Here is a 23,129-nt window from a genome sequence, read left to right as displayed (position 1 = left end):
CTAAGGCTTGGAAACGTTGAACTTTAGAGGTTGTGAATTGCAACAGGTTCGATCGTATCCGCAGGCGTATAGCCAAATACTCGCGAATAGAAGTAAAACTCGCCATCTAATGCGCGTTTGATATTCTCTGCTTTGCGGAATCCATGTTGTTCTCCTTCAAATAGAACATACGCAACAGGTAAGCCTTTCGCTTTCAAAGCATCGACCATCATTTCAGCTTGATTTGGCGGCACAATCCGATCTTCGTCACCTTGGAAAAAGATGACTGGGCAAGACAAGCGATCGACAGCAGTGATCGGAGAGCGATCGTGATACAAATCAGCCCGTTCTGGATAAGCTCCAATCAAGCCATCTAAATACCGTGATTCAAATTTATGTGTATCTTCTGCAAGAGCCTTAAGATCGCTTACGCCATAGTAACTTGCACCTGCTTTGAAGGTATTGCGGAAAGTTAGAGCACACAAAGTTGTATAACCGCCTGCACTTCCGCCTGCAATCACTAAGCGGTCGCCATCGACTTTACCTTGTTCTGCGAGATGCTTTGCTCCATTTGCACAGTCAGCCACATCGACAATTCCCCAAGTCCCTTTGAGTCTTTCTCGATAGGCTCGACCATATCCAGTACTGCCTCCATAGTTCACATCAAGGACAGCAAACCCACGGCTCGTCCAGTACTGAATGCCCAAGTTGAATGAAGCAGAAGTTGCAGCCGTTGGGCCTCCATGACTTTTAACTAACATCGGAGGAAGCTCGCCTTCGGGAGCTTGAAAGTCTTTGTTCTTCGGCGCATAGTAAAGCGCATGAGCCGTGAGATTGTTCTCCGTGGGAAACTCGATCGCTTCTGGAATGGACAAATAGCCTGGATCAATCCTGAGTTCACTGGCTCGTCTGAGGACTTCAAACTGTTGAGTGTTGAAATCGTATTTGACGATCGCGCTCGGTTCAGTTGATGATCCGCCAACAAAAACCGCATGATCTGGACAAACCTGAACACCTGCAATGCTGGTATAGGGAGATTCAAGATTTTTAAGCTCAAGTGTGTTGAGATCCAGACTCGCCAATCTGCTCATCCCATTCTCGGTATAAGCACAAATAATGTTGTTGCCTGCAAATCCATAGGTAGACATGCCAAACACCCAAAGCGGCAATCCAAATTCAGCCGCTTTTTCGCACAGGGCTTCTACAGTTTGAGTCGTTGGATTCCAGCGGTAAAAATTCCACCAGCCTGTACGATCGCTGACAAAAATCAGATTTCCATCGGGCGACCATTCCGGTTGAAAAATCGCTTCTTCTCGTCCACCTGCAATTTTTTTAGGCGTTGCTAATGTACCATCATCCTGAATTTTCGCTGTCCATAATTCGGTTCCATCCCAAGGCATGTCAGGATGATGCCAGCAAATCCAACTCAATCGAGATCCATCCGGACTTAATCGAGGAAACATGTAGAAATCAGATCCAGCGACTAAGGTAGTTTGAGAGTGATCCTTGAGAGAGATGCTCGCGATCGTATTTTCTGCCTCTCGATCTGCATTTTGATGATCCTCTCGAATGCAAATTAAGCGATCGCGTTTTTTGTCTAAAATCACATCTGCGTAGCGAATCGCAGCTTCGGGAGTTAACGCGATCGGTTCCTCTCCAACCTTCTGCTGATACAAGCGCTGGTCAGCAAAATTTGAGAAATAAACTGTCTCATCAATGATTGTGAACGCCCCACCTCCATATTCATGCACTCGGGTACGAGCGTTAAACGCAGTAGGTGTGACCTCGACTGTCTGACCGTTCTCTGAACGTCGAATAATCACATTCCTTCCGCCCTCGGTCGGGCGCGATTCGCTCCAATAGATTGTTTTTCCATCGAGCTTGATTTGACCTAGCCCAATCGCGCCCGCCACAATCAAATCTGAGCTAATCGGGGACTTCCACGCCCCATAAGATGCAACAGCCATAGCCATCTCCGCGACAACATCGAAACTTCTCAAGTGTAATTGAATCAAACGGTCTGCAATAAAGATTCGTGTTACAGTGAGTAATGAGAGGTATTTAGCTCGGCTGATTCAGTTTGTTTTTCCTAGACAGTGACTCGTTCGTTTTCCATTAAAACTTGCAAGTTTGTTAGCGCTAAAGCAGGCACACCCTCCGATACGATTGCCTCGTTCATTTCTGGTTCTGGAGAATTCTTTCAATGTCGATTTATGTAGGTAACCTGTCCTATGAGGTTACACGCGAGGATTTAACTGAGATCTTCGCAGAATACGGATCTGTTAAGCGCGTTCAGCTTCCCGTTGATCGTGAAACTGGACGGATGCGTGGGTTCGGGTTTGTCGAAATGTCTTCGGATGCCGAAGAGGACGCAGCGATCGAGGCACTCGATGGTGCGGAATGGATGGGTCGCGACATGCGCGTCAACAAGGCGAAGCCCCGTGAAGAATCGGGTAGCGGCGGCGGTGGTCGCAGTGGCGGCGGTCGTGGCGGTCGTAGCGGTGGATTCTCGCAGCGCTATTAATTTGATTCGCTAAAATTTAGGTTCCCCTAATGTGTGTGCATTAGGGGAATTTCTTTTGGATTCAAGACAGATGAGAGCAAGAATTGAGTCGGATATTTTGTATCTGCATCACGAAGATGTCCCGCCCTTCAAAAAAGGTGGGTCAATCGTCCGGAATAGTTACTTTTGGGCATTAAAGTCGATCGCAGGTCGAGCCAAACGAGGACGCGACTGGGAATTTGAGCCGGAAGTTTGGTTTGCATTACAACGAATGCTGTTATCGTTCGCAGAATCCGGATACTTAGGATTGTCTGAGACGCTGTTGGAATTTCCAGAAGTCAGTGAAATTCCAGACGAATTGCGATCGATTTCAACGCGCCTATCAGTGGATTGAATGAAATTTCCAGATTGTGTTGTTGATACATAACGACGGACAAGATCCCGTGTCATAATGATGTGTCCAGAAAATCTAGAAGTATCTAGGGGATCGATAATCGCGGACTTCTAAACGAAGCGCAAAGGAGAAAAAATGGCACGAGTGATGGTCGTTGGCGCAGGCGGGGTTGGCAGAGTAGTGGCTCACAAACTTGCTGCACTGGAAGAATTCGAGGAAATTCTGCTTACCAGCCGAACGGTAGAAAGGTGTAACCAGATTGCAGAAAGTATTTCCAGTAGGCATGTCCAAACCGCGCAAGTCGATGCGGATGATGTCTCTCAAACTGTGGCTCTTTTGAAGTCGTTCCGTCCAGATGTCTTGGTGAATGTGGCATTGCCCTATCAAGATCTGGCGTTGATGGATGCTTGCCTGAATGCAGGTGTGCATTATCTTGACACGGCGAATTACGAGCCTCCAGACAATCCGAAATTCGAGTATAGCTGGCAGTGGGCTTATCAAGACCGCTTTTATGATGCCGGACTAACTGCGATTCTAGGCTGTGGCTTTGATCCAGGTGTGACCGGCATTTTTACTGCTCACGCTCTGAAACATCATTTTGATGAGATTCACGAGCTAGATATCGTCGATTGCAATGCCGGTAGCCATGGCAGAGCATTTGCAACGAATTTCAATCCAGAGATTAATATTCGCGAGATTACTCAGCCGGGACGCTATTTTGAAAAAGGCGCATGGATCACGGTTCCGCCTTTATCAATTCATCGCCCTGTTGATTATCCCCATATCGGCGATCGCGAATCTTACTTGCTCTATCACGAAGAACTCGAATCGCTGGTGAAGCACATTCCGACTTTGAAGCGAGCACGGTTCTGGATGACCTTTTCACAGAGCTATATCAACTACCTTCAGGTGCTAGAAACGCTCGGATTAACCCGAATTGATCCGATCGACTATGAAGGGACACCCGTTGTGCCTCTGAAAATGTTGAAGAAGCTGCTTCCTGATCCGGCTTCTCTAGCAGCAACTTACACTGGGCAAACGTCGATCGGATGTCACATTCGCGGCATCAAAGATGGTCAAGAAAAGACCTACTACATCTACAACAATTGCGATCATGCTGCGGCTTATCAAGAAGTCGGGGCACAAGCAATTTCCTACACCACAGGCGTTCCGGCAGCGCTAGGTGCTCTCATGGTGGCGAATGGAACTTGGCAAAAGCCAGGTGTGTTCAACGTTGAACAGCTAGATCCTGATCCATTCTTAGCAAAGTTGGGTGACATGGGGCTGCCTTGGCATGAAGTCATTGGTCAACCTTCTCCCTTTGAGGCGATCTAACTGATGGAACAAGTCAATGAGGTCTTGGCGAATATTCCTTCGCCGTGTTTTGTGCTGGAAGAGGCAAAGCTGAGACGCAACCTGCAAATTTTCGAGCGGGTTCAGCGAGATGCGCCCGTAAAAGTGTTACTGGCGCTGAAAGGCTTTGCGCTGTTTCATAGCTTTCCGATGATTCGCGAAAGTCTATATGGAGCGTCTGCAAGTTCACTGTGGGAAGCGCAACTGGCATCGGAGTTTTTCGGGGGTGCGCTGTGTGTGTACTCGCCTGCTTATCGGGACGAGGACTTACCGGAGTTACTCGCGTCTGCTTCGCATTTGACGTTCAATTCTTTGAGTCAGTGGGAGCGATCGCTCAAATTCCCGCGCAATGCTTCGATCGGGATTCGGATCAATCCGCTCTTTTCTCCTGTGAAAACTGCGCTCTACAATCCTTGTGTGCCAGGATCACGCTTGGGGGTACTACCTGAGCAATTGGGCGATCGCTTACCGGATGGAATTGAGGGGTTTCTCTCGCATAACCTCTGTGAAAGTGATTCGTTTGCTTTGGAGAAAACGCTGCTCAACATTGAGGAACACTATGGTCATTTACTGCCTCAGTTGAAATGGCTCAATCTTGGGGGCGGACATCTGATGACGCATGAAACCTACGATGTCGATCATGCGATCGCAGTTCTGAAAGCTTTCCATGAGAAGTATCCGAACTTGCAATTGATGCTAGAGCCGGGTTCAGCGATCGCTTGGCAGACAGGCTTTTTACTAAGCTCAGTATTGGATCTGATTCCAATGCCGAACATGACGCATGTGATGCTAGATGTTTCATTCACAGCACATATGCCAGATTGCTTAGAGATGCCTTATCAGCCAGAGATTACTGGAGCCTCTGTGTTGCCAGAAGGTCAAACTGGGTATCGCTTAGGTGGTGCTAGCTGTTTGGCTGGAGATTTCTTGGGAGATTATCAGTTTGATCGACCTTTAGAGGTTGGAGATCGCTTATTGTTCCAGGACATGATGCACTACACCATGGTTAAAACAACAATGTTTAACGGGGTAACGCATCCATCGATCGGTTGTCTCAAACAAGATGGTTCGTTTGAATTGTGGCGAACGTTTGGGTATGAGGACTATCGATCTCGAATGGGCTAGTTTGTAATTAGGTTAGTTCATAAGATAAGCACTCCAAGTCTTTGAAAGACTTGGAGTGCTTTTGTTAGTAAGCGAGAGGCAATCTTAGCAATCTACTAGTTTTTTGTGAGAGCGCTAAACTTCCGCCGATCGCATGACTTGTTGCAGGGATGAAGCTCCCCAATATTTCATTCATTCTGAGACAGACGAACTTTTTTGAGCGCTAAGCGCTTCGAGAAGAAATCCTTAAATTGTCTGTCTAATCGGCTGTCGAAAGGTATGATTCGGAACAATAGTTCGTCTGTACAAGTTGGGTAAATCTATCGTAAATAGTAAACAAAAATAATATCTGAGCGCGACTTTTGGGTTTTAGGAGAACAGCATGAGTGAACAACCAAGTCCAGAGAAAATCTTGCAAACAGGGCTAGCTTTCTGGGCATCAAAGACGCTGTTGAGTGCTATCGAAATCGACCTATTTACTAAACTGGCAGATGGTGCCAAGCCATTTGACGTAATCAGAGATCTGGTAGGGTTGCACCCACGCTCGGCGCGTGACTTTCTCGATGCGTTAGTCGCGCTTGGCTTCCTGGAACGCACAGGCGATCTCTACTCGAATACGATCGAGACTAATCTATTCCTCGATCGAACCAAGCCCTCCTACGTCGGAGGAATCCTAGAGATGGCGAACCACCGCTTGTATCCCTTCTGGGGTCATCTCACTGACGCTCTCCGCACTGGGCAACCGCAAAACGAATATCGGACAGGTGATCCTAGTCTGTTTGAAACCCTCTATGCCGAGCCAGACCGCTTGAAAGAATTTCTTTCTGCGATGACAGGAGTGAGCCGAGGTTCTAATGTCGCGATCGCACAACGCTTTCCCTGGAAAGACTACCGCACCTTCGTAGATGTAGGCACAGCCCAAGGTGATTTAGCAGTTCAGATCGCAAAAGCAAACCCGCATTTACAGGGTTTCGGATTCGACTTGCCCCAGGTTGCTCCTTTCTTTAAAGAGTACAGCACGACATCAGGGGTAGCAGACCGTCTGTCGTTTGTGCCAGGTGATTTTTTCCAGCACGATCTGCCCAAAGCTGACGTAGTACTGATGGGGCATATTCTGCACGACTGGGATCTACCGACGAAGAAAATGCTGATTGCAAAAGCATTCGATGCTGTTCCATCTGGAGGTGCTCTCGTCGTATATGAAGCACTCATTGATGACGATCGCTCAAAGAATGCCTTTGGTTTGATGATGAGCCTGAACATGCTAATCGAGACACCGGGAGGCTTCGACTACACAGGTGCTAACTGCTCTGGATGGATGAAAGAAGCTGGTTTTTCTCAGATCCGGGTTGAGCATTTAGTTGGCCCAGATTCGATGGTGATTGGGATTAAATAGCAGAAAATGGCTGCCCAATACTTTTATGTTAAAAGCCATCTGTTGAAGCAAATCTTGAATCTACTCTGGTCAACTTTTGACTAAATATGCTGACAACATCAGCGTTAGTTCTTGTTCCAATTCCCCAGTCTTGAGCAACTCAGGATGATCGATCATCGCCCCATGAATCAAAGCTCGGATCGTGCGCTCAACCATAAAAACTGCTAACTCTAGATTCTTGGGTCGAAGCTGATCAGAGCGTTGTGCGAGAAATGATTGCAGCAGATTTTCTATCTTTGCCTGATCTAAGCGTTTCATCACTTCACTGTGGGGAATCTGTTCATGCAAAACGCGATGAAGCTTAGGGTTCACAGCATGAGCCGCCAATGCTGCTTTAATAATTTGTCGCAGCACCTCTGGAATTGTGCGATCGCTGAGTCCTTCTAAATGCTGCTTTGCTAATTGCACCATTTCATTAGCATGCTGCTCCGCTAAAGCAAAAATCAAAGCTTCCTTATTCGGAAAGTATTGGTACAGCGAGCCGATACTCACACCAGCCCGTTCAGCCACCCGATTCGTCGTCAGTTGGTTATACCCGTTTTCCGTCAAAATGTGAGCCGTTGCCGAGAGAATCGCTTCAACAGTGACTTGCGATCGCTCTTGTTTTGGTTGTTTACGTGGGGTTGCAGAAGGTTTAGGAGACATCGGTAGGGCTTCTGGAAATGCGAGTTGTCAGAGGAGTGCGATCGCCCATAAAATTATGAGCAATTACTCACATTTTACAGGCAAGTTCTACAGCGAGCAATGAAAAGAGAGGATCAATAATGCGAATCATGATTATGGCGATGGGAAGTCGAGGAGATGTTCAGCCTTACGTTGCTTTAGGCAAAGGGCTGAAAGCCGCAGGACACAGCGTTCGACTCGCCACCCACGAAAACTTTGAATCGTTAGTCAATTCATATGAGCTAGAGTTCTATCCGCTTAAGGGCAACGTCCAAGCTTTTCTAGAAGACCCCGCGAACCGTCAGTTGCTAGAAAGCGGGAATTTTCTGGCGATTAATGCACGTACAGCGAAAGCTTCTCAACGAGCCGCGATCGATTGGGCAGAGGGCGGATTGGTCGCGGCTCAGGGAATGGATCTGCTAGTTGCAGGCGTAGGCGGACTCTTCCTCGGTGTTTCCCTTGCTGAGAAGCTGAAGATCCCGTTGCTTCAGGCATACATCTTTCCTTTTACGCCGACTCAAGCCTTTCCCGCTGTTTTGTTTCCTCAATCTATTGCTAAATTTGGCGGAACTGTCAATCGACTGTCGCATCATGTCTTTCGACAGATCATGTGGCAGGGAGCGCGGACAGGGGATGGATTAGCACGACAACAAGTGCTAGAGTTGCCCGCTGCCCCATTTTGGGGAAATTATCATTCGGTTCATCTTCAGCGTTATCCCATCCTGTATGGGTTAAGTCCATCTGTGATTGCGAAACCCTCGGATTGGCAGAATACTCATATGACTGGCTATTGGTTCTTAGATGAGCCTCCCAATTGGTCTCCACCTCTCGCTTTACTAGAGTTTCTGCAAAATGGTTCTCCCCCTGTGTTTATTGGATTTGGGAGTATGGTGAGTCGAAATCCAGAAGAAACAGCAGATCTAGTCTTACAAGCGATCGCACTTACGGGACAACGTGCTATCTTGCAATCGGGTTGGCGGGGTCTGGGTAAGCGTGATTTGCCAGATACGGTTTTTATGGTGGATTCAATTCCCCATTCTTGGCTGTTTCCACGGGTCGCGGCTGTCGTTCATCATGGGGGTGCAGGGACAACAGCCGCGGGACTCAGAGCAGGGATACCGACCATTGTGATTCCTTTCTTTGGTGATCAGCCTTTTTGGGGACATCGCGTTGCAGAATTAGGCGTAGGGACAGCACCGATTCCTCGTAAAGACCTTACTGCTGAAAGATTGGCAAAAGCAATTCAGCAGGTTATGAACGATTCAGCAATGCGCCAACGTGCTGCCGATCTAGGAGCAAAGATTCAAGCTGAAGATGGAGTTGCTCATGCAGTCGAAATCGTACAAGAGCTAGAAAAGCTCCACACTTTTCTATGACGACACTGGAGAAACCTAGCGCTAAAATTCTGAGTTGAGTCTGCACTGCCCTTGTCTATCTAGTAAGCTGTGAGTTGAGTCTGGAACTTGGGAATGTGCTATGAAACCACCAAAAACTCTAGAAACGGAGCGATTATGCTTGAGGCAGCCAATACCTGAAGATGCAGGATTGATATTTGAGCAATACGCACAAGACCCAGAGGTAACGAAGTATCTGAGTTGGCAACCTCATCAGTCTATTAGAGAGACCGATGAGTTCATCGATCGATGTATTTCGGTTTGGGCGAATCACTCTGCATTTCCTTATGTACTGATCTGCAAGCAAGATGCCCAACTGATTGGGATGATAGAAATTCGCATTAATCAGTACAAAGCAGATTTAGGATATGTTCTTGCAAGGTCAGAATGGGGTAAAGGGTATACAACAGAAGCGATGCAAGCACTGACGAATTGGGCATTAGCACAGAATGAGATCTATCGAGTCTGGGCTTTCTGTGATGTTGAAAATCCTGCATCGGCACGAGTGATGGAGAAAGTTGGAATGCAGAGAGAAGGGGTTTTGAAACGATGGTTCATTCACCCAAATATTTCCGAAGAGCCACGAGACTGTTATTGCTATGCAATTAGTAAGTAGGGTCCAAAAGAAAATGGTGAGCGATCGTAGTATGAGGACCGCAATGCACTGAAACTTTGAAGGATACTAGGGGCTAGCGAAGATTATCTGCATCTGATAACTACAACTGTTCGTTGTTCAAGCTATCTGCTTTGGGATTCGCGTTAATTTCATTGTATGGTAACAATGCTGGTACTTAGAGGAAATAATCTATGTGGGATGTTACATCCTTAGCAGAAGAAATTGTTCAAGGCAAAGGCTATGTTCTATTGCCAGAGTTATTCACACCTAAAGAAGTTTCTGAAGCTAGATTGCAAATCCTCAAACTCGCCTCAGAAGAACCAGCAGGAAGATTTTTAAAGACGGGGGAGAGATCACGCCTATACAGATTGCTCGAAGAAGCAAAAATCTTTGAGCAAATGGTACAGCATCCGAAAGTGATAGAGGTTTTGGAGGCAATTCTCGGAAGCGATATGACCCTTGGTGGGTTCTCTGCACATATCCTTTATCCAGGTGCTAGTAGTATGGGCGCACATGTCGATTATCCTTACTTCACCATGACTCCTCCCTATCCAGCAACCCCTGTGATGGAAGTTCAAGCAATCTGGATGATGGAAGACTTTACAGAAACTAACGGCGCTCCTTTATTTGCAGCAGACACCCAGAAGCTTTGCCAATTTCCTAAGCGAGAGGAGTTTTCGAGCTCAGCCTATAAAGTCACTGGAGCAGCAGGTTCAGTCGTTCTTTCTCACGGACTTTGTTGGCATGACACATCTACAAATCACTCAGATAAGCCGCGCGTTTCAGTTCTAGGAAATTACAATCCAAAGTTTGTCCGTCCGCTGGAAAACCTAGCACAGCAGATGTCGCCAACTTTTCTAGAACAGGCAAGCCCAAAACTCAAACAGTTACTCGGACATGAGTTTCAGTCTGCTATTTTTAAGGACGTGCAGAAATTGCAGTCCAACACCCGCAATGCACCGGAACACCCAAATGTAATTGGTTAAGGTGCAGAGATTACCTGCGGCTTGTGAGCGCCATCGTTATGCAGAGGTTTACTCTTGAGCAATCAAATTACTCATCTGAGTAATTTGATTACTTCCTGAAGCGTAATGAAGTCAGTTCTTCTGACGTTCCGTTCATTTTCTTTTAACCGACGTTTGCCGTGCTGCAATCAATCCGGTCTTTCTTGGAGGAGAGCCATGAATTGCAGCAACGCAGAGTTTACGATCGAAAAAGCTGACCACATCCTCTAAACCATTTTCTGATGATTCCGAAGCGATCGCATTCCCCAAAACACCAAATCTAAATCAGTCTGAACCTGTTCCAACTCCAAGAATTGAGCAATCAAATTTGCATCTCCTCCCGTTAACACGATCGCGCTTTCTCCCACCTGTCGATGCCAATCGGCAATAAAATCTCGGATACCTGCTAAGAGAATGTGCAAAATCCCACTCTCGATCGCGTGAACCGTATCGGTTGCCCAGCGATTCGGCAACGTTGCAACTTGCTCGATCGTTGGTAATGCCGATGTGTGATTTCCCAACGATCGAAATTGCAACCGCACACCAGGCGCGATCGCACCTCCAACCAATTGATTATTCTCATTCGCCCCGGTAAAAGTCAGCGCTGTTCCACAATCGATTACCAGCACTGGACTCCCATAAACTTGAATTGCACCCCAAAGCGCTAAAGCTCGATCGATACCCAAAGTTGGATAAAGCTGCTGAATCGGAACATCTTGCAATTGAATTGAATACAGTTGAGGATAATCAGACCAGTAATTGGATTGCTTCGCAACAACAGACGCGATCCATAGCTCGCAGTCAATATCATTCCGTGGCTTTGATTGATTAGTAAAATTAATCAGATGTGATATACGATTAGAAGGAAAATAAGTCAATAAATCCTGTGTTTTCTCGACAATATGCGGGGTATCCCATTTTGCTTGAATCTGATCATTTTTGAATACAGCCCAGTGCAGCCGGGAATTGCCGATATTGAGCGCAAGCCATTCACGATCGATTAGATTCATTTATAGGTATCCTTGCTTATTAAAACTTTACAAACTGAGTTATAACGAGAGAGAATTGAAACAGATTAAGAAAATTGTTTTACCGTTAACATATTGTTCGTAGGGAGATTGGTATATGGTCGCTTCTGCTTCTCGCCCCGCTCGATCAAGAGTGCGCCTCACAACTGAAATCGCTGAAATTGCTCCTGAGACAACGACGATCCGCTGTTTAGACTGGGATCGCGATCGCTTCGACATCGAATTCTCACTCGAAAACGGTACAACCTACAACTCTTTTCTGATTAAAAGTGAGAAAGTCGCGCTCGTTGATACCTCTCACGCCAAATTTCAAGAACTCTATTTAGACGCACTGAATGAGTTGATCGATCCGAAGGAAATTGATTATCTCATCATCAGCCACACTGAACCGGATCACAGCGGCTTAGTCCGCGATGTCTTAGCGCTCAACCCTGAGATTACGGTGATTGGGGCAAAAGTGGCGATTCAGTTTTTAGAAGGACTCGTGCATCAGTCTTTCAAGAGCAAGATTGTTAAAAGTGGCGATCGCTTAGATCTCGGCAACGGTCACGAACTCGAATTCGTCTCTGCTCCGAATCTGCATTGGCCTGACACCATTTTTACTTACGACCACAAAACCCAGACGCTTTTTACCTGTGATGCGTTCGGGATGCACTTCTGCGACGATCACACCTACGACGAAGATTTAGAAATTCTCGAAGCTGAATTTCGTCTGTACTACGATTGCTTGATGGCTCCGAATGCTCGATCAGTACTTGGTGCTATCAAACGCATCAGCGAATTGCCAGAATTCACCACGATCGCGACTGGTCACGGCCCGCTGCTGCGCTACAACATTGCAGAATTAGTTGGACGCTACAAAGATTGGAGCCAGAGCCAAGCAAAAGCAACCACAACCGTCGGGTTGTTTTATGTTTCGGGATATGGGTATGGCGATCGCATTGCCCAAGCGATCGCAGCCGGAATCACGAAAACAGGCGTTGCGGTTGAAATGATGGATCTGCGAGTTGCAGAACCTCAAGACGTGCGGGAATTGGTTGAATTATCCAGCGCGGTCGTGCTAGGCATGGCTCCTCAAGTGGGCGAAATTGCAGAAAACGCGCAGGCAGCACTGGGAACTATTCTGGCAGCGGCGAACTCCAAACAGAACTTTGGATTATTTGAAGTCGGGGGCGGAAACGATGAAGCCGTTTACCCGATTCGCAACCAGTTCCGTGAAATTGGATTAACTGAGAAGTTCGAGCCGATCAAGATTGAAGTCGAACCCACCGAAGCAATTTATCAGCTTTGCGAAGAATCTGGAACCGACTTAGGACAATGGCTAACGCGCGATCGCACCGTCAAACAGATGAAAGCGCTCGATACCGAGTTAGATAAAGCCCTCGGTCGGATTAGCGGCGGTTTGTACATCATCACGGCGAAAAAGGGCGACATCTCTAGTGCGATGTTGGCTTCTTGGGTTGCTCAAGCGAGTTCTGAGCCGTTAGGAGTCTCGATCGCGGTTGCCAAAGATCGAGCAATTGAATCGTTCCTACATGTCGGCGATCGCTTTGTGTTGAATGCGCTAGAGGAAGGCAAGTATCAGACCTTGATGAAGCACTTCTTAAAGCGATTTGCACCGGGGGCTGATCGCTTTGCCGATGTCGCAAACTATCCCGCGACCAATGGTTCACCGATTCTGGCGGATGCCTTGGCCTACATGGAATGCGAAGTCGTCAGCCGAATGGAATGTAGCGATCACTGGATTGTTTACAGCACCGTGACTGCTGGACGAGTTGCGAAAGCAGATTCGCTGACAGCGGTTCATCATCGGAAAGTTGGAAACCACTATTAATCTAGTGGGGGAGTAGGGGAATGGGGAGTAGATTAGTTCGCACCTCATGGTTCAAAGAGCAAATTCTTATCATTTCCCTACTCCCCCATTCCCCCACTCCCTACCCCCTAACCCTTGATTTGTCCTATGGTTCAACCTCGATCGCGAGATGTCCAAGTTGCCGAAATTGCCCAAAATACGCGAGTTTTACGATCTCGCACTTGGGATCGTCTCAAGTTTGAAGTCGAATACGCGCGACAAAAAGGCACAACCGCGAATAGCTATCTCATTCAGGCTGAGAAAAGTGCCCTGATTGATCCGCCCGGAGAATCCTTCACCGATATTTTTCTGAAAGAACTCCACGATCATCAATACTTTCAAAAGCTGGATTACGTGATTCTCGGTCACGTGAACTCCAATCGGATTGAGACTATCAAGCGACTGCTGGAAATTGCGCCACAGATTACGATCGTGTGCTCTAAACCTGCGGTCAATACTCTGAAAGCGGCGTTTCCCAATCAAGAACTCAACCTCTACGCAGTTCGAGGGGAAGAAGTGCTCGATCTCGGAAAAGGGCATGAATTGCAGTTTGCATTTACACCCACTCCACGCTGGGTCGATGGAATCTGCACCTACGATCCAGCGACTCGAATTCTCTATACAGACAAGTTCTTTGGCGCTCACGTTTGCGATGATCCGATCTTCGATGAGAACTGGAAAAAACTCGATGACGATCGACATTACTACTTCGATTGTCTACATGCAGCTCAGTCCAAACAAGTTGAAGATGCGATCGACAAACTCTCCCGCTTCCGCCCCAAATGGTATGGAGTCGGTCATGGCCCGATTGTTCGCTACAGCCAAAGCCGCCTAAAACTTGAATATCTCGAATGGTGCGAGCAGCAAGAAACTCAAGAACTCTCCGTCGCCCTGCTTTACACTTCCGCCTATGGCAATACCGCAACGGTCGCTCACGCGATTGCGAAAGGCTTAACCGATTCTGAAATCAACGTCGAATCGATCAATTGTGAACTCGCCGATCCGGCAGAGATTACAGCCGCGATCGAGCAATGTGATGGCTTTGTCATCGGCTCTCCAACCCTCGGCGGACATGCCCCCACTCAAATGCAAACTGCATTAGGTTTAGTCCTTTCTACTGCCTCTAAGACCAAGATTGCGGGCGTGTTTGGGTCATACGGTTGGAGTGGAGAAGCGATCGACTTACTCGAAAGTAAACTGCAAGATGCTGGATTTGCCTTTGGATTTGACACCATTCGCGTCAAGTTCAAGCCGACTGAGGAAGACTTACAGCACTGTGAAAAGGCAGGGACAGAATTCGCTCAGGCATTGAAGAAAGCGAAAAAAGCGCGTGCGCCTCGTCAAGTTGTTGCAGAAGTTCAAAGCGATCGTACTGAGCAAGCTTTAGGTCGTGTCATTGGGTCATTATGCGTCATTACCGCAAATCAGGGAGAAACGCCGTTTGGAATTCTCACTTCTTGGGTTTCGCAAGCGACTTTTACACCACCTGGTGTGACGATCGCGGTTCCGAAAGGTCGGGCTGAGGGTGTGCTCGATCAAGCTGAAACGCCGTTTGTTCTGAACATTCTGAGAGAAGGTCGAAATGTCAGACGGAATTTCATCAAGATGACTGCCCCCGGAGAAGATCGCTTTGCTGAATTAAGTACGGAAACTGCGGCAAACGGCTGTGTCGTGTTACTCGATGCACTCGCCTATCTAGAGTGCAAAATCCAAAACCGGATGGACTGCGGCGATCATTGGTTACTGTACGCGACTGTCGAGAATGGCAAAGTCCTCGAAACGACGGGAATGACTGCGATTCAGCATCGTAAGTCTGCGACTGCCTATTAAGGTGGGGAAGTAGGGGAATGGGAAGTCCCCACTCCCTCTGATATTCACGCCCCAATCTTGTCGATATTGAATGGGAACCCACCTCCCTTTCGATATGCCCAAAATTAGCATCTGTATTCCCACCTATAATCGCGCCCACCTTTTGCCGGATGCGATCGACAGTGTTTTTGCACAAACGATCGCCGATTGGGAGTTGATCATCTGTGACGATGGCTCAAAAGATGCCACGCCAGAAGTGTTATCGCGCTATCACGACCCCCGAATTCGATACATCCGGCATTCTCGCAATGTTGGCAAAAGTAACAACATGCGTTCGGGCTTTGAAGTCGCGACCGGAACGTATTTTATTAAATTCGACGATGACGATCGCTTAACGCCTGAGTTCTTAGAGAAAACAAGTGAAATTCTCGATCGCACTTCAACGATCGATTTTGTCGGAACTGATCATTGGATCATCGATTCCAAAGGGCAGAGAGACCATGCTTTTAGCGATCATAACTCTCACAAATGGGGCAGAACAGAACTATCCGAAGGCATTCCCGATAACCTACTCGCAACAGTCTTCGTCAAACAAAGTTTTCAAATTGGGGCAACGCTGTTTAGAACACAAGCATTGCATGAGGTAGACTACATGCGCCCCAACATTCAAAACTGCGAAGATAATGATTTGTTCGTCAGATTAGCCTTAGAGGGAAAGCAAGGATATTACTTACCTCAACGCCTCATGGAATACCGTGTTCATGCGGAACAGCAAGGCATCGATCGCGCCATTCCCTATCTCAAAGACAAGCTCACTTATCTCACCAATTTTGAATTCCCTGATTCAGGTTTAGAGAAAATTCGGCGATCGCGGCTCGCTGAAACTCAATTGCTGCTTGGATTGCGCCTGATCGAAATCGGCGATACCGAAACCGGACGAAACTTGGTGCGATCGGGCAAGTTCGCTTCAATTTCTAAAGCCTATACAGGTTTAGCCCTCTCGCTCTTGCCCAAATCGCTGCGACAAACTGCCTTCCAAGGACTTCGCAAACTCAAGCCCTAAGGACCACCAAATACCGCATCCTCAACATCTTGACGACTGAGCGAATATTTGAACGATCGCTGAATATCACGCCCCTCAATGTTGAGATATCGCACGCTCAGTTGATCGACATCTAACATCAGTTCAGCCTGCCATTTTGGGCGTTCGATCGTCCAGCAGTGAAGTTCCTGGCTATCTTGTTCGCAGCCCATATCAGAAAGCCATTCTTCGATCGCAGGCAGCGGATGATTGTAAAGCGGAGTGTCGGCAGAAGGTAAAGCCATAGCTAGAGTAATTTCACCTGTAAGGATTTGGGGTATATCTCATTTCTATCAACGATTGGCTCATTCCTCAATTCAAAGCCAAGTTCTCTAAGACACTGGCGGATTGGATGGCTCAGTCTTTTGCTCAATCTCTGTGGTCAATGCAGAGTTCAATGCAGAATTTTCAGATGCAGTCTCCGGCGAGGGTAAAAGTTCTTGTGCAGGTGTCTCTTGAACTGGCTGCACTTCTTCTACAATTTCTTTCACTGTGAAATGTTGAGCCGTGAGTGGCTGAAATGCTTGATCACCGCGAGTAATGCCGATCATAATCGCCAAAATCAAACATCCAACAAACGTTACACCCAGGATGAATAGCGCAAACAATTCGCCCGGAGATAAAGGTCGATCCGTTGCATCCAAATACGCTGAGGACTTCGGTTCAGGCTGATTCGGCTTGTGCAAGCTCGGCAAAGGGCGCACCACAACTACCCGCGAATATCCGATTGCGCGATCGTATGCTGTACGACGCTCCGGATTGCTCAAGGTCGCGTATGCTTCATTTAAACGCTGAAACTTCCTCGTTGCGATCGCGGTCGGCAGTTCTGTCGTATCCGGATGATAAAGCTTACTCAGTTCCCGATACGCCTGGCGAATCTCCCGCACCGAAGTCGAAGGATGCAGCCCTAACAACGCATAATGATTTGGCTCGTTTCCTGAATCAGATCGTTTTTCCTCTGCCACTGGCTCGTCCTTCAAAGCATTAGGACTATTATTGTCGCCCTAGCAAAACTCTGCAAGACTTTCGCGGTTTTGGAGTGTGCTGCAAATCTTAACCCAATCCAAACCCAGGGATTACCTGCCCTTGATCTTCAAAGACTACAGTGAATGGCGGGCTTTCAAGATGGAGCAGAGTTCATGATTCAATCGTTCGCACCACCACAGATTGAGCTACCCGATTCTAGACGACTTTTAGAACAACTTTACCGAGAACGAACCCTTCAACCCTTCCGAAGCGGTCAGAGAATTCCATTGCGCCCTGATCAGATTTGGGTAACTTGTCGCGGTGTGGTCGTGATCAACACCTTGCATCCAACAGGCGATGAAGCACTCCTCAGTATCGTGACTCCTTCGATGCCCTTTGGATTACCGCTGACCTGGATTACACCCTATCAAGCGATCGCATTAACCGATGTCGATCTGCTGCCCTTGACGATCTCAGAAGTCGAACGCTCTCCTGCACTCTGTCAAGGACTGTTTCGCCACCTCAGCCGCCGACTTCAACAATCAGAAGCATTTTTGGCGCTATCGGGCTGCCGTCGCGTTGAAGAACGCCTGAAACAGTTACTGATTCTGCTCCAGCATGAAATCGGGCAGCCGACTCAACGCGGCACCCGATTCACAATTCGCCTGACGCATCAGCAATTAGCCAACGCGATCGGCACAACTCGTGTGACCGTTACTCGATTACTCGGTCAATTGAAACAAGCTGGCTGGCTCTCGATCGACACCAAGCGCCACATCATTTTGCATCAATAGCCTGTCACCAAGCGCGCCACCTGCTGCGGGGGTTTGTTGATGGGAGTCCGAGCGACGACCGCCGACTGCATGACTACCGCTTCGATCGGGACAACGCCCCGCTCTTCGCCATTGATGATGGCAGCAGCGCGCTTCGACAAATCGAGAACGCGATTGTCAAAATACGGACCGCGATCGTTGACCCGCACGACAATGCTCTTGCCGTTGAGTTGATTCGTCACTTTGAGAAATGTCCCCAAAGGCAAGGTCGGATGTGCCGCCGTCAGATCGTTTTGATCGAAAATTTCTCCATTTGCCGTCTGGCGACCGTGAAAATAGGGTCCATACCAGGATGCCATGCCATCGATAAACTGCTGGGTTGGCTCTAATCCATACATCTGGGCTTGGGCATCTGCTAAAGCCAAGCTAGGTTGCCCCAGTGCGATGCGGAGATTGTTTGCCCATTCGATCGCGATCATTTCCGCTGGACGACCAGTTTGGGCAGCAATCTGATCCGTAATCGTCAAGAGGCTGCGATCTCCGAACTTCAACCTTGGCTGACCCAATTCCATTGCAGCCCGCACCTTTGAAGCATCGAAATTCGGAGTCGTCATCATTCGACGTAACTCTTTTCTAAACAGTTCTGCGGTCGAACGATCGCGAACCGTTGCAATTTGGCAGCCCTTGAGCCAGATTTGATAGCCTCCAATCGAATCAGACGAGCCAATTTGCCAGGTTGGACATTGCCAAAATCCCAGTTTCGGGAGAATAGGAGGATTTTCGCCGAGCAGCGCTCCGTCATAGCCCACTTCAACGATCGCAATCGCTCTGTCCATCTGTTTCGAGTCAGCCACGACTGGCAACTGATCAAACACAGACTGCATTGCATCGATAAACTGCGTTACCGGATGAATCGTATTGAGATTTGGAGCAATTTCTGAATTAAAGACGAGTGTCTCGACTGTGCTCAACCAGGTTTGGGAAGTGGAAGTTTCTGAGCGATCGAGCGAGACAGAAGAAGTAGCAGAAGAAGTAGGGGATGTTCCGAGTACCAGCGGTTGAAGCGAAGAAGAAGGTAGCACGGTAGAATGGCACGCGCGGCTGTTACACAGAACATGGGTGAGAAATTTGGGCGTTTCTAGTAGCTTCGTCCCAAAACTCGGGATTCCACTAAACCACGAAGCGACCCACATAAGTCCGAGTATCAACATTTTTGGTTATTTGTGATGAGGTTAAATCTCAAGATTGTATTTAGCAATACACTTTTACCAAGGGTTATTATAAAGTTCTCGCGACACAAAATGGATTATCCCCAAGGCGTAATTTCACTAGGCTAGCTGCCTTTTTTGGCTTAATCGTGTACCTTTTGGCACATTCCCACAACTTAAAACTATGCCATTACCGTTCTATATCGTAGATGTATTTGCTGAACACAAATTTGCAGGCAATCAACTTGCTGTTTTTCGAGCTAGTACCCAACTCACTACCGAGGAAATGCAGGCGATTGCAAAGGAAATGAACTATTCTGAAACGACCTTTATTCTGTCTGAAAGTCCGCAATCAGAAGGTTATAACGTGAGGATTTTTACACCAGAGCAGGAGTTGCCATTTGCGGGGCATCCCACGCTTGGCACCGCGTTCGTTTTGCAACAGATGATTATCCAAGATTCAGTATCAATCGTGAGATTAAATTTGCAAGTTGGGCAGATTCCAGTGACGATCGAGTATGCCGATCAGTCCATTGACATGCTTTGGATGCAGCAGAATCAACCTACGTTTGGTATGGGTCTAGATCGTGCTGAAGTTGCATCTATCCTAGGGCTGAGTTTAGATCAAATTGACGATCGGTTTGCGATCGAAACCGTCTCGACTGGCGTTCCATTCTTGATCGTGCCGCTGAAAACTCAAGACGCTTTGCAACAGGCGAAAGTGAACAAAGATTTATTTTTCCAACGCATCAAGACGATGGACGCGAAAGCAATCCTTGTATTTTGCCCTGAGCCACTCAATGCAGCCAATCAACTGAGCGTACGCGTCTTTGCCGATGGGTTAGGCATTCCTGAAGATCCGGCAACAGGCAGTGCGAATGGATGCCTTGCCGCATATTTAGTCCAACATGCCTACTTTGGGCAAACGGAGATTGATATTCGAGTCGAACAAGGGTATATGATCGGACGACCTTCAGTGTTGTTCTTACGAGCTAGCCAGGAAAATCAGACCTTTGATATTTCTGTGGGCGGCAAAACGATTTTGGTCGCAAAAGGTGAATTTGTTTAAATTGCCCGTTTCTCGATACCCTAGAAAGAGCCTGAATCCTACTGATGTAATATGGATAAACCTCTAGATCCAGACCAATCGATCGAGCTTGCGACTCGCATCAAGAGTAAAGCCAAATCAAGTTTTCAAAATGCCTCGAAAGCAGTTTCAGTCGTCGATGGCGCATTGTATGTGCAGGGCTTTGTAGCTTGTGTTGGTGCGCCCTATAAACCGATCGAGCATGGCTGGTTAGAGTTAAGCGATCGCATTCTCGATCCGTCTTTGCCACATCTCAACCGCAAGCCTGAACACATTCACTACTATCCTGCTCAAAAATTAACAGCTAAACAGTTGAGAAAAGCTTTAGAAGAAGCGCAAGAGGACTATCCAGAAGATGATCCACTGCCGATTTATGGATCAACCCCGTATGAATATTACGGAGATTTGATGCTAGGTGGCAAAGAGTACACTCAAGCCTACGAAGCTGCCGTTGCAAAATGTGCAGAACTGAATCCACGCAAAAATCAAAACGCTCAAAACTAGCTCGCAGTCCATCATCTACAAATCTATAATCGTGAACGTTTCTTCTGCGATCGCCATTAGTCTGGGTGCAATTCCAGGCGCACTCAGTCGCTACTATCTCACCTTATGGTTTGGGCGGGTGTTTGGGGTGCAATTTCCCTATGGAACCTTTTTCATCAACATTACCGGGGCAATGCTGATGGGATTTTTTGTGGCGTATTTTCTCGATCGAGGCATCGGCACACCAGAACTACGGCTATTTTTTGCGGTCGGATTTCTCGGCTCTTACACGACATTTTCGACTTACGCACTCGAAACCTCAGTGCTGGTCAAATCTGGCAATCATAGCCTTGCTTTACTGTACTGGCTAGGAAGCGCCGCAATTGGCTATCTCGGGTTAGAGTTCGGCAGCTTCCTGGCACGTAGACTAAGCTAAATTCGGATGAAAATCGCGCAGCATCTTCTTCAATTCCATGCCGTGCAATTCTTCCTGTCCAATCATTCCGCGTGTAAATTCTTCTAAATAAATGCTGGCATCCTCAACAACATCCAGCAGTTGTTTGTATAGATTCAAGGCATTCGTTTCATGGTTCAAACTTTCCAGCAAAATATCATAGACCGAGTGCTTATCGGTTTCTTCGATCGTGGCAATTCGCAAACTCGGATGTCCCTCTAATCCCGTCAGAATCTCCCCAACTTGCTGAGCATGTAGCAGGGATTCACTCGCTTGGGCTTTTAGAAATTGCACGATCGGAATCCGATTGGGTCCTGTCACCATGAGAGCATAGTGCGTATACCGAACAACTCCCGCCAATTCTGCTTCCATAATGGAATTGAGTAAGTAAGTTGTTTTGTCGAGATCAAGATCTTTCATCATGGACGAACTCTGTAAAAGATTAGGATCTCACACCTTAACAGCAATTCTGATTCATTTAGGCATTTTTAATCTCTAAGGTTGTCTTTGGTTGTTTTGCAAAGTAACCCTCTCCTAAATGATCAAAGGCTGTACTTTATTAAGACCCTTGCAACAGCACATGAATTGGGACACCTAAACCCAATGAGTATCGCAGCAAAAGCAAGAGAGAAAGCGTCGTTACAAAGAAAGCCGTACAATAAACATCCTGCATCGTACACGATAGCTTTTCTTGCTTCAACCCGTAAAGATTCACCACATACAACGGAAAATCACTCATCGCCACAACCACGATCGCACCGAGTTCACCAAATTGAGAAAATGCTAACGGCATCCCTAAGCCCACGATGCTCAGTCGAGCAAAATTACTTTGCGCCGAATACATCGGCTTGTTAATTGCCACTAAAGTCGGGCTAGTCGTATAGAACAGAATCGAAAACCAAATTCCAGAACACAGAATTGGCATCATCCAAGTTGCATCCTGGTATTGCTCCCAATGCTTATTTCGCCCTTGATACAGCAGCATAATGAACCAATCGCTGCACACCGTCAATCCGGCTAGAAAGACTGCTGTACCCACCAAAAGTAACCATCTTTGTTTCACAATTTTGGCGCGAAGCTGCAATCGCGACAAATCCAACTGCTTCGAGATGGTGGGAAAGATCACCTTTACACTCAATTCTTGAATCACACTCCGCGGAATACTCGCTAACGTGTAAGCGATCGTATATACCCCCAACCTCTCAAACGAGAGGAGCTTTGCCAAAATAAAGCGATCGGCTTGATCCGCCAAAAACATCATCGACGATGCCACCGCAATCCATTTTCCAAAATTCTGAATTTCTTTGAGAATCTCTTTATCAAACCGAAAGCGATTGTGATGTTTACGATTGACGAAATGGCTCGCCACCATGTTAATTGCCGAGCTAGCGACACCTCCGATTGCCAATGACCAGACAGACGGATGCCACCAACACAGCAAGACCAAAATCAGAAGCGTCACGATAGTAATGCTCATGTCGTAGAGCATGATCTTCTTGATTTCGATATGGCGCTCCCAAGTCAGCACCGCGGTCGAAGCTGCCCCCTCTAAGACCGCTGTAAAGCCGGTAATGGGCAACAGAAATAGGAGTTGCCCCTGCGGATCTTGGGCTTGATAAAGTTGAGCGATCGGGTAGGCGAGCAAAATACTAATCGCCCAAATTTGAAAGCCGCGAATCACTTTCAATGACCAAGCAGTATCAAGAAACAGGGGGTCATCACCGCGCTTATTGCTAATAATGCTCTGCGTAATCCCATAGTCGGAAAATAGCTCGATTCCGATTCTGATCGTGTTGACCAGAGCCATAAGACCAAAATACTCTGGCACCAATAAGCGCGTCAGAATCAGATTGCTGCCTAGCCTGAGAATTTGTTGACTACCGTAACCCGCAATTGTCCAGAATGCTCCCCTGAGCGCCACTTTCTTGAGTGAGTTGGTCATA

23 protein-coding genes are annotated in these 23,129 nt (G+C 47.4%); 15 read left to right on the top strand and 8 right to left on the bottom strand.

What is annotated here, in order from left to right; all coding sequences use genetic code 11:
• Positions 1 to 23 precede the first annotated feature (23 nt).
• Positions 24 to 1,946, bottom strand: coding sequence for a S9 family peptidase (locus ACMUEV_RS27660; protein WP_190651494.1), 1,923 nt, complete (start codon positions 1,944 to 1,946; stop codon positions 24 to 26).
• 236 nt (positions 1,947 to 2,182) lie between these two features.
• Between ACMUEV_RS27660 and ACMUEV_RS27655 the strand changes: the two genes are divergently transcribed.
• The 5 genes from ACMUEV_RS27655 to ACMUEV_RS27635 all read left to right on the top strand — a co-directional run bounded on the left by ACMUEV_RS27655 (position 2,183) and on the right by ACMUEV_RS27635 (position 6,729).
• On the top strand, positions 2,183 to 2,503 hold the full coding sequence (locus tag ACMUEV_RS27655) for an RNA recognition motif domain-containing protein (protein WP_017285955.1): 321 nt from the start codon (positions 2,183 to 2,185) through the stop codon (positions 2,501 to 2,503).
• A gap of 70 nt (positions 2,504 to 2,573) precedes the next feature.
• Positions 2,574 to 2,876, top strand: a complete 303-nt coding sequence (locus tag ACMUEV_RS27650; protein ID WP_017285956.1) for a hypothetical protein — start codon at positions 2,574 to 2,576, stop codon at positions 2,874 to 2,876.
• A 135-nt stretch (positions 2,877 to 3,011) separates the two neighbouring features.
• Positions 3,012 to 4,211, top strand: coding sequence for a saccharopine dehydrogenase family protein (locus ACMUEV_RS27645; protein ID WP_190651493.1), 1,200 nt, complete (start codon positions 3,012 to 3,014; stop codon positions 4,209 to 4,211).
• 3 nt (positions 4,212 to 4,214) lie between these two features.
• The gene (gene nspC, locus ACMUEV_RS27640) at positions 4,215 to 5,354 is read left to right on the top strand and encodes a carboxynorspermidine decarboxylase (RefSeq protein WP_017285958.1); all 1,140 of its coding nucleotides are present in this window, start codon (positions 4,215 to 4,217) and stop codon (positions 5,352 to 5,354) included.
• Positions 5,355 to 5,715: 361 nt separating this feature from the next.
• Positions 5,716 to 6,729 carry a methyltransferase gene (locus tag ACMUEV_RS27635; RefSeq protein WP_190651491.1) on the top strand — a complete coding sequence of 338 codons (1,014 nt, stop codon included), beginning with the start codon at positions 5,716 to 5,718 and terminating at the stop codon, positions 6,727 to 6,729.
• Between the two features lie 69 nt (positions 6,730 to 6,798).
• On the opposite strand, the gene ACMUEV_RS27630 is transcribed toward ACMUEV_RS27635, so the two are convergent.
• Positions 6,799 to 7,413 (bottom strand): TetR/AcrR family transcriptional regulator, encoded by a 615-nt coding sequence (locus ACMUEV_RS27630; RefSeq protein ID WP_190651489.1) that lies wholly within the window; start codon positions 7,411 to 7,413, stop codon positions 6,799 to 6,801.
• A gap of 119 nt (positions 7,414 to 7,532) precedes the next feature.
• Here ACMUEV_RS27630 and ACMUEV_RS27625 point away from each other — a divergent pair, with 119 nt between their 5' ends.
• The 3 genes from ACMUEV_RS27625 to ACMUEV_RS27615 all read left to right on the top strand — a co-directional run bounded on the left by ACMUEV_RS27625 (position 7,533) and on the right by ACMUEV_RS27615 (position 10,427).
• Positions 7,533 to 8,807 carry a glycosyltransferase gene (locus ACMUEV_RS27625; RefSeq protein WP_190651487.1) on the top strand — a complete coding sequence of 425 codons (1,275 nt, stop codon included), beginning with the start codon at positions 7,533 to 7,535 and terminating at the stop codon, positions 8,805 to 8,807.
• Positions 8,808 to 8,907: 100 nt separating this feature from the next.
• Positions 8,908 to 9,441, top strand: coding sequence for a GNAT family N-acetyltransferase (locus tag ACMUEV_RS27620; RefSeq protein WP_190651486.1), 534 nt, complete (start codon positions 8,908 to 8,910; stop codon positions 9,439 to 9,441).
• Between the two features lie 191 nt (positions 9,442 to 9,632).
• Positions 9,633 to 10,427 (top strand): phytanoyl-CoA dioxygenase family protein, encoded by a 795-nt coding sequence (locus ACMUEV_RS27615; RefSeq protein WP_190651484.1) that lies wholly within the window; start codon positions 9,633 to 9,635, stop codon positions 10,425 to 10,427.
• Between the two features lie 245 nt (positions 10,428 to 10,672).
• Here ACMUEV_RS27615 and ACMUEV_RS27610 read toward each other — a convergent pair whose 3' ends face one another.
• The gene (locus ACMUEV_RS27610; RefSeq protein ID WP_190651482.1) at positions 10,673 to 11,455 is read right to left on the bottom strand and encodes a pantothenate kinase; all 783 of its coding nucleotides are present in this window, start codon (positions 11,453 to 11,455) and stop codon (positions 10,673 to 10,675) included.
• Between the two features lie 115 nt (positions 11,456 to 11,570).
• On the opposite strand from ACMUEV_RS27610, the gene ACMUEV_RS27605 reads away from it, so the two are divergent.
• From ACMUEV_RS27605 to ACMUEV_RS27595, 3 genes are all read left to right on the top strand, one after another.
• Positions 11,571 to 13,307 (top strand): diflavin flavoprotein, encoded by a 1,737-nt coding sequence (locus ACMUEV_RS27605; RefSeq protein WP_190651480.1) that lies wholly within the window; start codon positions 11,571 to 11,573, stop codon positions 13,305 to 13,307.
• Positions 13,308 to 13,433: 126 nt separating this feature from the next.
• Positions 13,434 to 15,155, top strand: a complete 1,722-nt coding sequence (locus tag ACMUEV_RS27600) for a diflavin flavoprotein (RefSeq protein ID WP_190651478.1) — start codon at positions 13,434 to 13,436, stop codon at positions 15,153 to 15,155.
• A 94-nt stretch (positions 15,156 to 15,249) separates the two neighbouring features.
• Positions 15,250 to 16,197: a glycosyltransferase gene (locus ACMUEV_RS27595; protein WP_190651586.1), complete on the top strand. Its 948-nt coding sequence runs from the start codon at positions 15,250 to 15,252 to the stop codon at positions 16,195 to 16,197.
• Here the strand turns inward: ACMUEV_RS27595 and ACMUEV_RS27590 are convergent.
• Entirely contained in the window at positions 16,194 to 16,460 is a 267-nt protein-coding gene (locus ACMUEV_RS27590) for a DUF3143 domain-containing protein (protein WP_017285968.1), read from the bottom strand. The genes ACMUEV_RS27595 and ACMUEV_RS27590 overlap by 4 nt on opposite strands.
• Before the next feature lie 87 nt (positions 16,461 to 16,547).
• The gene (locus ACMUEV_RS27585) at positions 16,548 to 17,180 is read right to left on the bottom strand and encodes a J domain-containing protein (RefSeq protein WP_017285969.1); all 633 of its coding nucleotides are present in this window, start codon (positions 17,178 to 17,180) and stop codon (positions 16,548 to 16,550) included.
• Positions 17,181 to 17,354: 174 nt separating this feature from the next.
• Here ACMUEV_RS27585 and ACMUEV_RS27580 point away from each other — a divergent pair, with 174 nt between their 5' ends.
• Positions 17,355 to 17,975 carry a helix-turn-helix domain-containing protein gene (locus ACMUEV_RS27580; protein WP_190651585.1) on the top strand — a complete coding sequence of 207 codons (621 nt, stop codon included), beginning with the start codon at positions 17,355 to 17,357 and terminating at the stop codon, positions 17,973 to 17,975.
• Here ACMUEV_RS27580 and ACMUEV_RS27575 read toward each other — a convergent pair.
• Positions 17,969 to 19,147: a septal ring lytic transglycosylase RlpA family protein gene (locus ACMUEV_RS27575; RefSeq protein WP_017285971.1), complete on the bottom strand. Its 1,179-nt coding sequence runs from the start codon at positions 19,145 to 19,147 to the stop codon at positions 17,969 to 17,971. The genes ACMUEV_RS27580 and ACMUEV_RS27575 overlap by 7 nt on opposite strands.
• 199 nt (positions 19,148 to 19,346) lie before the next feature.
• Here ACMUEV_RS27575 and ACMUEV_RS27570 point away from each other — a divergent pair, with 199 nt between their 5' ends.
• Genes ACMUEV_RS27570 through crcB form a run of 3 tightly spaced genes read left to right on the top strand, consistent with a single transcriptional unit; the run spans position 19,347 to position 21,168 of the window.
• Positions 19,347 to 20,231, top strand: coding sequence for a PhzF family phenazine biosynthesis protein (locus tag ACMUEV_RS27570; RefSeq protein WP_017285972.1), 885 nt, complete (start codon positions 19,347 to 19,349; stop codon positions 20,229 to 20,231).
• A 51-nt stretch (positions 20,232 to 20,282) separates the two neighbouring features.
• The gene (locus tag ACMUEV_RS27565; protein WP_017285973.1) at positions 20,283 to 20,753 is read left to right on the top strand and encodes a hypothetical protein; all 471 of its coding nucleotides are present in this window, start codon (positions 20,283 to 20,285) and stop codon (positions 20,751 to 20,753) included.
• 31 nt (positions 20,754 to 20,784) lie between these two features.
• Positions 20,785 to 21,168 (top strand): fluoride efflux transporter CrcB, encoded by a 384-nt coding sequence (gene crcB / locus ACMUEV_RS27560; RefSeq protein ID WP_017285974.1) that lies wholly within the window; start codon positions 20,785 to 20,787, stop codon positions 21,166 to 21,168.
• Here the strand turns inward: crcB and ACMUEV_RS27555 are convergent.
• Both ACMUEV_RS27555 and ACMUEV_RS27550 read right to left on the bottom strand, forming a co-directional pair.
• A complete protein-coding gene (locus ACMUEV_RS27555; protein ID WP_017285975.1) occupies positions 21,160 to 21,609 on the bottom strand; it encodes a ferritin-like domain-containing protein in 450 nt (149 codons plus the stop codon). The genes crcB and ACMUEV_RS27555 overlap by 9 nt on opposite strands.
• Before the next feature lie 136 nt (positions 21,610 to 21,745).
• Entirely contained in the window at positions 21,746 to 23,128 is a 1,383-nt protein-coding gene (locus ACMUEV_RS27550) for an oligosaccharide flippase family protein (protein WP_190651476.1), read from the bottom strand.
• Between the last annotated feature and the right edge of the window lies 1 nt (position 23,129).

Source organism: Leptolyngbya sp. FACHB-1624 (assembly GCF_047649235.1).
Taxonomy (GTDB): domain Bacteria; phylum Cyanobacteriota; class Cyanobacteriia; order Leptolyngbyales; family Leptolyngbyaceae; genus Leptolyngbya; species Leptolyngbya boryana.
Note: the sequence above shows the minus strand (reverse complement) of the source record. Positions and strands in the feature narration are given on the sequence as shown.